At 36.0% G+C, this 13,232-nt stretch carries 10 protein-coding genes; 4 read left to right on the top strand and 6 right to left on the bottom strand.

Annotation, left to right across the window (positions count from 1 at the left end; genetic code table 11):
• Positions 1-58: 58 nt before the first annotated feature.
• Positions 59-697 (bottom strand): hypothetical protein, encoded by a 639-nt coding sequence (locus tag KKI44_RS21345; protein WP_214589043.1) that lies wholly within the window; start codon positions 695-697, stop codon positions 59-61.
• A 156-nt stretch (positions 698-853) separates the two neighbouring features.
• Between KKI44_RS21345 and KKI44_RS21340 the strand changes: the two genes are divergently transcribed.
• Both KKI44_RS21340 and KKI44_RS21335 read left to right on the top strand, forming a co-directional pair.
• The gene (locus KKI44_RS21340) at positions 854-1,816 is read left to right on the top strand and encodes a YpdA family putative bacillithiol disulfide reductase (protein WP_214589042.1); all 963 of its coding nucleotides are present in this window, start codon (positions 854-856) and stop codon (positions 1,814-1,816) included.
• Positions 1,817-2,007: 191 nt separating this feature from the next.
• Positions 2,008-3,260, top strand: a protein-coding gene (locus KKI44_RS21335) for an IS3 family transposase (protein ID WP_214589041.1) whose coding sequence is annotated in 2 segments (ribosomal slippage) — positions 2,008-2,335 and positions 2,335-3,260 — 1,254 coding nt in all. Because the reading frame shifts where the segments join, the coding sequence is not laid out codon by codon here.
• Between the two features lie 106 nt (positions 3,261-3,366).
• Here KKI44_RS21335 and KKI44_RS21330 read toward each other — a convergent pair.
• The 3 genes from KKI44_RS21330 to KKI44_RS21320 all read right to left on the bottom strand — a co-directional run bounded on the left by KKI44_RS21330 (position 3,367) and on the right by KKI44_RS21320 (position 8,832).
• Positions 3,367-5,397, bottom strand: coding sequence for a TonB-dependent receptor (locus KKI44_RS21330; protein ID WP_214589040.1), 2,031 nt, complete (start codon positions 5,395-5,397; stop codon positions 3,367-3,369).
• A 374-nt stretch (positions 5,398-5,771) separates the two neighbouring features.
• Entirely contained in the window at positions 5,772-7,004 is a 1,233-nt protein-coding gene (locus KKI44_RS21325) for an MFS transporter (protein WP_375182191.1), read from the bottom strand.
• A gap of 154 nt (positions 7,005-7,158) precedes the next feature.
• Positions 7,159-8,832, bottom strand: a complete 1,674-nt coding sequence (locus KKI44_RS21320; RefSeq protein WP_214589039.1) for a glutamine--tRNA ligase/YqeY domain fusion protein — start codon at positions 8,830-8,832, stop codon at positions 7,159-7,161.
• 664 nt (positions 8,833-9,496) lie between these two features.
• On the opposite strand from KKI44_RS21320, the gene KKI44_RS21315 reads away from it, so the two are divergent.
• Complete coding sequence (locus KKI44_RS21315) at positions 9,497-9,646, top strand: bacteriocin-like protein (protein WP_214589038.1); 150 nt, start codon at positions 9,497-9,499, stop codon at positions 9,644-9,646.
• Here KKI44_RS21315 and menC read toward each other — a convergent pair.
• Together menC and fbp are read right to left on the bottom strand one after the other, a co-directional pair.
• Positions 9,643-10,647 (bottom strand): o-succinylbenzoate synthase, encoded by a 1,005-nt coding sequence (menC, locus tag KKI44_RS21310; protein WP_214589037.1) that lies wholly within the window; start codon positions 10,645-10,647, stop codon positions 9,643-9,645. The two genes, KKI44_RS21315 and menC, sit on opposite strands and share 4 nt — an antisense overlap.
• Positions 10,647-11,663, bottom strand: a complete 1,017-nt coding sequence (fbp, locus tag KKI44_RS21305) for a class 1 fructose-bisphosphatase (RefSeq protein WP_076392274.1) — start codon at positions 11,661-11,663, stop codon at positions 10,647-10,649. Before fbp ends, menC begins: the two co-directional genes overlap by 1 nt.
• Positions 11,664-11,976: 313 nt before the next feature.
• Here fbp and KKI44_RS21300 point away from each other — a divergent pair, with 313 nt between their 5' ends.
• On the top strand, positions 11,977-13,215 hold the full coding sequence (locus tag KKI44_RS21300) for an aspartate kinase (protein ID WP_214589036.1): 1,239 nt from the start codon (positions 11,977-11,979) through the stop codon (positions 13,213-13,215).
• The last annotated feature ends 17 nt before the right edge of the window (positions 13,216-13,232 follow it).

Raw genomic sequence — 13,232 nt, 5'->3', positions numbered from 1 at the left:
ATATTGCACTGAGTATTTGCAAAATCGCACTAAATCTGTCGAATTTTTTTAATTTATTCTAAATCGTCCACTGATCGTTAACAACACCAATAAGATAATATTTTCCCTGAAATTCTTCAAAAACCAAACGAAGGCATTTCCAGTCCATTTCGGAGTTGACTTCTGAGCCTTTGATGAAATTTTCCGTAAAATCTGCATTTGGATAAATTTCCTTTACATTATTCAGAGAATTGCCTTTTCCCTGAAACGCATTTAAAGAAACCTGCGCTGTCGCAAAGTCTTTGGAATACACCCAGTCTGTTAAATAATCATGAATAGTCGCTCTGTACAGATCTCCGGAACCATCCATTCTTCCCCAAGTGAAAAGGGTTTTGGTAGGTTGATATCTGATAAAATCCGCTTTTGAAAGTAACTTGTCTTCTTTTGGATTTACGAAAGCGTACATCGAAAAGCGAACTCCTTTTTCAGGGTGAATAAATTCCGCAAACTTCTTAAAATCTTGATCTTTTAAGGTTTGTATAATATCCTCATTGACCTTTTTTAAAGCCTGATCTTTGGTAATTTTCGTTTTACTGATAACTGAATCATCTGAAACCGTTTTGCCTTTTGCATTCACCTCATCATTAACAAATTTTTCAGGATTTTTCTCACATGCAACTGCCGAAAAAATAAGCAGGGAAAAGATAATTTTCTTCATTTTTCTTAATGTCTGATCATAATTCACCAAAATAAATGCCATGTTTTGAATTGAAGAAATTTCATATTTATCGAATAGATGGTCATTATTACAGCAATAGTTTTTTGCTTTTATCGAAAAAAGCCTTTGTTGATGGGTTTTCCTTACATTTGTTGTATGGAAATTTTAGATATTCTTATCATCGGAGGCGGACCGATCGGGCTGAACTGTGCACTGGAAGCGCAGAAAAATAATCTTTCTTATCGGGTTATCGAAAAAGGAACCATCGTTAATTCTCTGTACAATTATCCTTTGTATATGCGGTTTTTCTCAACTGCTGAAAAACTGGAAATTGATGGAATTCCCTTTATTTCAACGGCTCCAAAACCGGGAAGACAGGAAGCGCTGGAATATTATCAAGGAATTGCAAGACAGCGGAATATCAACATCAATTTATATGAAAAGGTAGAAAAAGTTTCCAGAGAGAATGACATTTTCACCATTGAAACTTCGAAAGGAAAATATTTAGCGAAAAACGTCATTATTTCAACGGGATTCTATGATATTCCGAATCTGATGAATATTCCCGGAGAAGATTTACCCAAAGTAAGACATTATTATACAGAACCTTATCCGTACGCAAAACAGAAAATTGTTGTGGTCGGTTCGAGCAATTCGGCGGTCGATGCTGCTTTGGAAACTTACAGAAAAGGCGCGGAAGTCACCATGATTATCCGACATTCCGAGATTTCAAAAAGTGTAAAATACTGGGTGAAACCGGATATTGAAAACAGAATTGCGGAAGGAAGTATTGCAGCGCATTTCAATGCCAAATTGATTGAAATTAAACAGCATTCCGTTGTTTTTAAAGATGAAAAAGGTGAAGTGCAGGAAATTGAAAATGATTTTGTTCTTGCAATGACCGGCTATCTTCCTGATTTTGATTTTTTAAAAAATTCCGGAATTGAATTGCAGGGCGATTGTCTGAACCCGCTTTATCATCCTGAAACCATGGAAACCAATGTTCCGAATTTATATTTGGCGGGTGTAGTTTGCGGAGGAAAAGATACACATCTCTGGTTTATTGAAAATTCCAGAATTCATGCGGAAATGATTGTGAAAAACATTCTTTCGAAATAATGTCATTGCGAGGAACAACGTGACGAAGCAATCTTTATCTATTTTTATTGTTTAGTTTTAATTAAGCATCTGTTTAGTTTTAGACAAACTCAGTATAAACTTTTCACCCAGCAAAGAATCCAAAGTTTTTTTAATGATTGTCTTGTCCTGAAAAAGGTTGACTACTAAATACCAAAAAACCAGTCATCCTAATGAGATTAAAAAAAGTATCCGCCCCTGTTCAAGAATACAGTGAAGCATTTAAAAGACAAGTTGTCTCCGAATATGAGCGGGGATTATATACAAAATCACAATTACAAACCCGCTATAATATCAGGGGTAATTCCTGCATTCCCAGATGGTTAATGAAATATGGTAACTTTACTTATGAAAAACAATTAAGTAAAGGCAGACCCATGAAAGATCCACAGAAACAGAAGATTAAAGAGCTTGAAGCAGCATTGGCCAAAAAGGAAGAAGAACTCAAAGTGTTCAGGAAATTTATAGAAATTGCAGAGCGTGAGCTTAAGGTTGAGATTGTAAAAAAGTCTGGTTCCAATCAATCCAGGAAATAAAGGTAAATACGACTCTTTCAACAGAGAATATCTGCCGATTGTTTGGCTACAGTAAGCAAGCTTATTACAAGAGACAAAAACAGCCTGTTTCTACAGATCATGAAACAAGAGTTATAGAATTGGTTGTATCAATTCGTAAAAAGATGCCTAAAATAGGTACTAGAAAACTTTATGTTTTACTTAAGAATGATTTTGAAAAGGAAGAAATTCATGTAGGAAGGGATCAGTTGTTTAGCATTTTGAGATCAAATTATCTTTTAATTCCCAGAAGGCACAGCTATTTTAAAACAACCAATTCCAGACATTGGATGAAAAAATATCCCAATATTATCAAAGGAAAAGAATTGAAATGTTCGGAGAAAGTTTGGGTTGCAGATATTACTTATCTCAAGACCAAAGAGAAGAATTATTATCTTCATCTGATTACCGATGCCTATTCTAAGAAAATTGTAGGATACGAATTGAGTGATAATTTACAGACCAACTCTACGTTGAAAGCATTAAAGCAAGCCATACAGAATCGACTGTACAAGCATTCACTCATTCATCATTCAGACAGAGGGTTGCAGTATTGCAGTAAAGAATATACTGAAACACTCAAGAAAAGTGATATGCTTATCAGTATGACCGAAAATTCGGATCCTTATGAAAATGCTATAGCAGAGAGAGTGAATGGTATTCTGAAACATGAATTTGGATTGATTGATACTTTTGAAAATTTTAAAAATCTTTCCCAACAGCTTGAACAAGCAATTTATTGCTATAACAATTTAAGACCGCATTTTTCTTTACATTATAATATTCCAAACCAAGTACACATGAAAAATAATGTGAAATTAAAAACCTATAAAAAACAAAATCAGAATAGGAAAATTCCTACTCTGATTTAAGTATATTTGTGATATAAAACTAGTTAACCTTTTTCAGGACTAGTCAGATTACAAATTGCGGACAACAAGATGAGATTGCTTCGTCGCTTCGCTTCTCGCAATGACATTAAAAATCAACCTTTATTCCCAATACAAAATTTCTTTTGGCAGCCGGATTATAATAACGGTTTCCGAAAGCATTGATATCAAAACCTAAAACATATTCTGTATTATAAAGATTCTGAATCTGAAGATACAAACTGACTCTCGTTTTTTCAAAATGTACAGGAAATCTGAACTGAATATTCCCAACCAAACTTGGTTCCGACAATACTGAATTGGCATCATTCAAAGGAATTTTTGACGTGTAAAAATGGGAATAATCTACCGAAAGTTTTCTGAAAAACGTAAAATTCAGCAAACTGTTGATTGTTGTTTTGGGAACTCCGGTAATTTCATTTCCTGATAAATTATTTCCGCTCTGCTGATAATTTTTAAATGTAAAATCGTAAAAGCTTCCCGAAAACCTGAATCTGAAATGGCTTAAAAAGTTGTTTTTCAGATTGAAATTCTTCGATTCCATTAAAATTTCAACCCCTTTTTGAACGGTTTCTCCGGAATTGACGAAGTATTCCTGTCCGGCTTCGTTCTGTCTCCTCACAATTGCATCTTTCATCCGGAAATCAAAATAATTTCCTTCCACAAAAACGGAGTTACCGAATTGTTTCCGAATCCCGATTTCCTTGTTCCAGCCGAATTCGGGTTTTAAATTTGTATTAAACTGCTGATTCGAAGAGCGGATTTCTTCATTCGTTGGTGCAGAATTCCCCTTCCCTATTTTTCCGCGTACCGAAAAGCCTTTTCCCAAAAGATAGGTGAAACCAAAATTGGGCAGCCATTGGTTTTTAAAATGAACTTTTCCTTCTTCATTTCGGGGATATATCCGGTTCCAGTCGTAAGAATTTGAATTTATACTGATGGAAATATCGGTGAATAATTTTTCGCTGACATTCAGTTTTTGAGAAAGAAAGAAAAATCCTGAAGTATTTTTAATCTTATCGAAATTCTGTGGGTTTCCTTCTGTTCCTCTGTTATTATCGTAATTTCTGACCAAAATATCATTAATTCCGCCTTCAAATCCCAATCGGTAGGCTAATGAAATAGTATTCCAGCTTCTTTCATAATTGAGGTGTGTTCTTAGTGCAAAATTCTTTTCAAAACGGTTTTCATAATTGGTGATAAACGGATTTTCAAAATCTACGTAAGAACCCTGAATTAAAATAAAATGGGAGAAATACGGACTGAAGTTATAATCATTTGAAATTCCTGCCAAAATCATTTTATTGCGGATTCCGGCATCCTGTTCTTTTGCACTCGGAACTGTTTTAGTTGAAGGTCTTGCCTGTTTCCGGTTGATCTGCATCTGTTCTAAAGTGAGTCCTCCCGGAGTCTGATAATCGAGATCAGCGTACAAAATCATGGCTTTCAATAATCCATTTTCTGAATATTGGAAATGGTCTTTTACAAAAATCTGCTTTCGCTGAACCTTCGACTGTTCCCGGTAAGAATCGGTTTGATAATAGTTCTGAAAAACCTGAAAAAAGTGCTTCCCAATGTGTTTGGAAAGATCAAAACTCTGGTTAAAGGTTCCATAACTTCCAATTGCCAGATTTGCGGAAATCTGGTCTGATTTTCTGGTCTGAAGCAAAACAGTTCCGCCCGTTACAGCTCCGTAATCGCCGCTTTCAGGACCTTTATATATTTCCATCCGGTTGATGAGTTCAGGAGAAACAACATTAAAATAAGTGTTTCCCGAAGCATCGGACAGGATGAAATCATCAAGATAAACTTTCACATTCCGAACGCCAAAAGGTGACCTTAAAGTGCTTCCGCGAAGGGAAATCCTGTAGCTTCCGGGAGAACGTTCTTCCATTCTGGCTCCTGCAATCTGATTGATGGATTCCAGCATTCTTTCGGACGTATTCTGGTTAAGCAGATTTTCTGAAACTACAGCAACCGATTTTGTGGACGAAATAAAAGTTGTGGGTTTCTTGTAAGCATCAATCCTGACTTCTGAAATCAGTGCTGCAGAATCTCTTTTTTGAGAAAACAGCAGGGAAACGGAACATAATAAAAATAGAAAGCAGAGTTTTGTCATCGAATGAAGGGAAGCAAAAACTGTACTTTTCTGTGCGAAAATATAAATTCGCAGAAGATTTGTTTAAAATAATGTGAGTTGAGCTTCCGCCGAAATTGATGATGCCTTTTGGCTAAAGCCAAATTTGTTTCTTACTCCGTTGCAATAAAAAGTCCGTCAACATTTCTGTGACGGACTGAATTTCTTAGAGTGTGTTTTCCTTCGCGTGAGGGATGCGGCGGGCGGCGACGAAGGCGCCGGTGCGAGTGAGGAACGAACGAATACGGAAGCGAAGCGAACCCCAAAGCAGCCCGACCCGAATTGTAAGGGGAAACCTCATAGGTTTTAAAAACCTATGAGGTTTAGCTCCGGAATGAGGGACACGCCCAAAAGATTTAAGATTCTGCGTGTTTTCTGTCGCCAATCATCCAGGGAACAATGTAATAAAACGCAATGGCAATGATTGTGGCTAAAACTCCGGTTCCGATCCATAATATGGTGAATCCAAACCTTTCGGCAATGAACGTTCCTAAAGTAGGGGTTACGATAAAGGCGATGGAGAATGAAATTCCGTTCAAGCCCATATACGCTCCTTTGTTGTTTTTTCCGGAGCGTAATGCTGTGATGGTTGACATAAACGGCAAAGCCCAGATTTCTCCTACGCAGAGAAGACTCATGGATATCACTAAAGTCAGGATACTGTAATCAAAACCAAGCATGGCATAAGCAAATCCGCAGATGAATGTTCCCAACAACATGGTTACAGCAAGACTGAAATATTTTTCGGCAACCTGTACCAATCCCATTTCGAGTAAAACGACTAAAAATCCGCTGTATCCCAAAATATATCCTATACTTTGCTGACTTATATGTGCTGTGTCTTTGTAAAAAATAGTCAATGTACTGAACAACTGGAAGAAGCAGATTGAAAAAAGCATACAGAAAAAACAGTAAACCAGAAATTTACCATCGCGGTAAGGGGAATTTTCTTTTTTAATTTCTATGACTTCCTGCACTTTTCGGGCTTTTAATTTTGCCAGAATGTTTCGTTTTCTGAAAAAGACGATGTATAAAATTCCCGCCACCAAAGCTGTAAAAGCATTGCTGAAAAATAAAAATTCGTAGGAAATTGCCGATAAAATACCGCCCAAAGCGGGACCGATGGAAAAGCCTAAATTAATAGCCATCCGGTTTAAGGAAAATGCTCTGGTTATGTTTTCGGGTTTCGCATATTTTGTAATGGCAACCGAGTTTGCAGGACGAAATGAATCGCTTACAATGCTTTGCAGCAAAATAATGGTCGCCACTCCTATTTCTGTCTTAAATAGAGGAATCATACAAAATAAAGGCACACTGAGCAATAAACTGAGATACTGAACTTTGTATTCTCCGATTCTGTCTGTAATAAATCCGCCCAGCCAGGAACCGATTACCGAACCGATTCCGAAAAAGCTGAGTACAATTCCTGTATTTTCGATACTGAATTTCAAATGATCGGTCATGTAAACTCCCAGAAAAGGAAGCACCATGGAACCTGCCCGATTGATGAGCATGACCAAAGCAAGCATCCAGCTTTCTTTGGAAAGCCCTTTGAATGAGTTGGTGTATAGATATATAAGTTTCACAATTTCTAATTTTAATTATTTTTTTGAACACTAATGAAGCAAATGTTTTTCACTGATAACCTTATTTTTTGGTTATCGTTTTTGTTTCGTTAGGGTTAAAAACAAAAAACAGGGCTTAAAAATTAAGCCCTGTTTTATTTATATGTATAATAAATTTTTACTCCGGCTTATAAGAGTCTTTTAACGTCACAGTTCTGTTGAATACAAAGTTTGTATCCGTAGAATCCTGATCTTTCGTGAAATAGCCAATTCTCTGGAATTGAAGAGGTTCTCCAACTGCCACATCTTTTAAGCTTGGTTCAGCAAATCCCTGAATGGTAGTTACAGAATCCGGATTGATAAAGTTTAGGAAATCGACATCTTTCTCTGCATCTGGCTGTTCCACTGTGAATAATTTGTCGTAATTTCTTACTTCCACAGGAATTGCATGTTTCGCAGATACCCAATGAATGGTTCCTTTTACTTTTCTTAAGCTTTCTTCTGTTCCGCTTCCTGACTTAGATTTTTCGTCGTAGGTTGCGTAAATGGTCGTAATGTTTCCGTTTTCGTCTTTTTCTACTCTTTCACCTTTAATGATGTAAGCAGATTTCAGACGAACTTCTCCGCCTAACTTTAGTCTGAAGAATTTGTTGTTTGCTTCTTCTTTAAAGTCTTCACGCTCAATATATAATTCTCTGGAAAACGGAATTTCTCTTGTTCCTGCATTTTCCTGTTCAGGATTGTTTTCTGTTTCCAGCCATTCTTCTTTTCCTTCCGGATAGTTTTCAATAACTAATTTGACAGGATCCACCACTGTCATTACACGTTTTGCGACTTTATTCAGGTCTTCGCGAACGCAGAATTCCAGTAACTGAAGCTCGATAAGATTTTCTCTTTTGGCAACTCCTACTTTTTCAATAAAATTTCTGATGGAAGCAGGCGTAAATCCTTTTCTTCTCATTCCGGAAATCGTAGGCATTCTCGGATCATCCCAACCGTTTACTACATTTTCGGCAATAAGCCTCTGCAGTTTTCTTTTGGAAGTAATCATGTAAGAAACATTCATTCTCGCAAATTCTCTCTGCTTGTTTTTCACTTTTCCTTCTTCGTACACCTGATCTAAGTACCAGTTGTATAAAGGTCTGTGGTTTTCAAACTCTAAAGAACACAGTGAGTGAGAAATTTGTTCAATATAATCAGATTCACCATGCGCCCAGTCGTACATTGGGTAAATTTTCCAGTCCGTTCCTGTTCTGTGATGAGGTTTGTTCAGAATTCTGTACATCACAGGATCACGCATGTTCATATTCGGTGAAGTCATGTCGATTTTTGCACGAAGAGACATAGAACCGCTTTCGAATTCACCGTTTTTCATTCTTTCGAATAAATCTAAAGATTCTTCTACAGGACGGTTTCTGAAAGGAGATTCCACACCCGGTTCTGCCGGATTTTTTCTCTGCTCGGTAATCACTTCAGACGGCTGCTCATCTACGTAAGCTTTCCCTTCTTTTATCAACTGAACTGCCCAATCGTAAAGCTGCTGGAAGTAATCGGAGGCGTACAAAACTTTATCCCACCTGAAACCTAACCATTCAACGTCTTTCATAATAGAATCTACGAATTCCTGTTCTTCTTTTTCAGGGTTCGTATCGTCGAAACGAAGGTTCACGGGAGCATTGTATTTTTCACCCAAACCGAAGTTGATGCAGATCGCTTTGGTGTGACCTACATGCAGATAACCGTTTGGTTCAGGCGGAAAACGGAAACGGAGCTGATCTTTTCCCAGACCGTTTGCCAAATCATCTTCGATAATTTGCTCAATAAAATTGAGTGATTTTTTTTCTTCTTCCATTAAAATTCGCTTTTAAATGCCGTAGAATACGACAATTTGCAAATTTATGAAATTTTCAGGGTTTATGGAAATAATAATGTAAAAGTATAATTCTGAACCTGTATTTCCTGAACAGCGTTTTTTGTTAAAAGATTCAAATTTTTAAACAAACATAACGTTAATACTTTCTATGAATTGGGAGATTGAAAGAACTTTATACCTGCGAAATCTAAAATATTGGAAAAAAAATTTACAAACACCTCTTACACAACAGTTTATATATTATTGAAAAAAAATGTTAAAAAAGTAAAAATTATGCATTGAATTCTGGCATAAAGATTGTAAATTTATTACCACAAAAATATTAACATTTTATATTATGAAAAAAGTTAAAAGTAAGTTTTCTTTAATTTTAGAATACATTAAGAAAGCGATTTTTGTAAAAGATGTCATTTAATCGCCAATCACTAAACCATAAACACCAAAACTATACGACTGAAAATTACTACATAAAAACTTCAAAATCATTTTCTTGACAAACAAAGTTCATCTGAGCTTTGAAAACTTTTAATATATTTTCTAAGGGCACATTAACTCACTTTAATGTGTGTTAATATGTGTTAAAGTGTTGCACATCACAAAAAAGAATTTCATATTTACATAACAAACCAAAAAAAATGTTTCTATGAAAAATCTAAAAAAACTTAAAAAAAGTGAATTAAAAACAATTAAAGGAGGTATAGTTCCTATCGGCTGTCTTAGTTGGAATCCTAAATTAAGATGCTGCAGAACATGGGATGAAGAACATTACAACAATCCTGTTTGTGAAATCTAATTTTTAAACCATAGTAATTCTCCTTTCAGATCCAGATTTGATTCGAAATTATTAACAAATAAAGCTCCGGTTCCCAATCCTTGCGGCATCGGGCTTTTTTTTGTAAAAGTATACTGAGCAATTGCGTTAAGCCCGATATTACTTTCCAGTGCTGATGTAATCCACCATCCTATATTCATACTTTCCGCGAGAGAAATCCATTCATCAGATCCTAAAAAACCTCCTACTAAAGCAGGTTTTAAAATAATATACTGAGGTTTTATGGTTTCGAGTAATTTTCTTTTCTCATTAAAATCTGTAATCCCGATCAGTTCTTCATCCAAAGCAATCGGAGTAGGCGTTTCAAGACATAATTCTGCCATATCATTCCAGCTTCCTGCTTTTATCGGCTGTTCGATGGAGTGAATATGCAGATCGGCTAATTGCTGTAAAACAATTTTTGCTTCTTCTTTCTTAAAGCCTCCGTTCGCATCTACCCGAAGTTCAAGCCTGTCCTTTGAGAACTTTTGTCTCAGTTTCTGAAGAATTTCATGTTCGGATTTCCAGTCGACTCCTATTTTGAGTTTAATGCAGTGAAAACCTTTTTCCAGTTTATCCTGAATCTGCTCTTCCATATAATTGATATCGCCCATCCAGATCAGACCATTAATAACAATCGGAGTTTTTCCTTGTGTAAATTCACTTGGAAAATATAGATTCTTACCGTTTTTCAAATTGAGAACAGCCTGTTCATAACCAAACCAAATGGACGGAAATTCTTTTAATTCTTCTTTTAAAAACTCGGAATCCTGCTGAATATTTTCACAAAGCCATTTTAATTTATCTTCATAATCCGGTCTGTCGTCAAAACTTAATCCTCTGAAAATTGCGCACTCCCCTATTCCTTTTTTTCCATTTTCTGAAATTTCGAGAATAAAGGTCTCTTTTTCAAGCAAAACGCCGCGAGATGTTCCACTCGGGCGTTTGAATTCTAATAAATATCTTGAATATTCTGCTTTCATTATTTTACACTGTCAATTCGCATAAATTCTTCCGCTTTCTCCACCATATCGATACTTCCGCAGAAAAACGGGATTCTCTGATGCAGTTCTGTAGGTTCAATTTCAAGGATTCTTCTGAAACCATCGGTTGCTTTTCCTCCTGCCTGTTCTGCAAGGAAAGCCATCGGATTGCATTCGTAAAGCAATCTCAGTTTTCCGTTTGGAGCCTGTGAATAAGACGGATAAATATAAATCCCGCCTTTCAGCATATTTCTGTGGAAATCTGCAACCAACGAACCAATATATCTTGAAGTATACGGTCTGTCTCCCTCTTCCATCTGGCAATATTTAAGGTAATTTTTTACGCCCTGAGGAAATTTGATATAGTTTCCTTCGTTGATGGAATAAATCTTTCCTGTTTTTGGGAAAGTCATGTTCGGATGAGACAGATAATAGGTTCCCAAAGAAGGATCTAATGTAAATCCGTTCACTCCGTTTCCTGTTGTATACACAATCATTGTGGAAGATCCGTAAATAACGTATCCTGCTGCAATCTGGTTAACTCCTTTCTGTAAAAAGTCTTCCAGCTGAACCGGAGTTCCCGGCTCTGTAACTCTTCTGTAGATTGAGAAAATGGTTCCTACCGAAACATTTACATCAATATTTGAAGAACCGTCAAGAGGATCGATCAGCACCACATATTTGCTTAAATGTCCGTTTTCGCCACATTTGATATCGATGAAATCGTCGTTTTCTTCGGAAGCAATTCCACAGACAACCTCTCTCTGAGACAAAGCGGTAATAAAAATTTCATTGGCAATTACATCCAGTTTCTGCTGTTCTTCTCCCTGCACATTCTGGTTCCCTGCAGCGCCTGCGATGTCTACAATTCCTGCTTTATTTACTTCTCTGTTTACTACTTTTGAAGCCAGTCTTATTGCACTCAAGAGACGGGAAAACTCTCCCGTGGAATACTGAAAATCATCCTGTCTATCAATAAGAAACTCTCCTAAAGTCTGTAATGGTTGCTCTGACATATTTTGCTTTTTACGTTTTCTCCAAATTTCGTAAAATTTATTACAATTTAAAAGAATAATTAATAAAAGACCTTATTGCCTGTCTATCAAATAAATACAATCGCAAAAATCTGACTTGAAAAATATTTGTCTTAAAATACCAATCCCATTTTATTGAAGCAATCGGAATAATTTCTGCGAATTGATAATTTTAATAAAATCTTAAGCCCGCAGCGATATTGTCCTCTTTCATATCTCGTTGTAAATGCATAATTTTGTCACCCGTAAAATATTCCCACAAATTTTATCTAACAATTTTATTATTAACAATTTAATGAAAATTTTCAAGTTTGGTGGAGCATCGGTAAAGGATGCTGAAAGTGTAAAAAATGTAGCTATGGTTTTAAAAAGCCAGGGATTTGCCAAATGTCTGCTGGTGATTTCAGCAATGGGCAAAACGACGAATGAGTTGGAAAAAGTTGTAGAACTTTATTTCAAGAAGGAAAACTATCAAACTGAAATTGAAAAGATAAAACGAAAACACATTGAGATCGCTGAAGGATTATTTCCTGAAAATCATGCGGTGTTTGCAGAAATCAATTTATTTTTTGATGATATTGATTCTTTTTTAAGAAGAAACAAATCTCCGAACTACGATTTTGTTTATGATCAGGTGGTAAGCTGCGGCGAAATGATTTCTACAAAAATTGTGAGCGAATATTTGAACGAAATTCAGTTTCCCAATCAGTGGCTGGATGCAAGAGATTATGTAAAGACAGACAATTCTTACAGAGAAGGTGTCGTAGACTGGGCAAAGACGGAAGAATTTATTTCTAATTTAAATAAAGAAATCTGCTACGTTACGCAGGGATTCATCGGTTCGGATGGTAATAATTTTACGGTGACTTTGGGAAGAGAAGGATCTGATTATTCTGCTGCAATTTTTGCATATTGTTTAAATGCAGAAGCTATGACGATCTGGAAAGATGTTCCGGGAGTAATGACGGGAGACCCGAGAAAATTCAAAGATGTAACGTTACTTTCTCATATTTCTTACGAAGAGGCAATTGAAATGGCGTATTACGGCGCAAGTGTGATTCACCCGAAAACATTACAGCCGCTACAGCAGAAAAACATTCCTTTTTACGTAAAATCTTTTGTAGATCCTACGAAGGAAGGGACAAAAGTAGGTGCTTCGGAAAAGAACCAAAGCGAAGAATCTTATATTTTAAAGGAAAACCAGACTTTGCTGAAAATTTCCACAAGAGACTTTTCATTTATCGCAGAAGACCATATGAGTCTTATTTTCGGGTATTTATCCAAGTACAAAATTAAAGTTTCCCTGATGCAGAACTCTGCAATTTCATTGGCTTTATGTCTTGAAGATAAATTTAATACCGTGGATGAATTAAATGAAGAACTTCAAAAAGTATTTAAAACAGAAGTTATAAAAAATGTATCTTTATTTACCGTAAGAAATGCGAAAATAGAGAACATAGATAAATTTTACCAGGAAAAAAGTGTATTATTGGAGCAGATTGCGAAAAATACGCTTCAAATGGTAACACAATAAAAACTAATTGCGACTAA

The organism is Chryseobacterium sp. ZHDP1 (assembly GCF_018603435.1).
Classification (GTDB): domain Bacteria; phylum Bacteroidota; class Bacteroidia; order Flavobacteriales; family Weeksellaceae; genus Chryseobacterium; species Chryseobacterium indicum.
The sequence above is the reverse complement of the archived record's forward strand: the minus strand, read 5'-3'. Positions and strand labels throughout refer to the sequence as shown.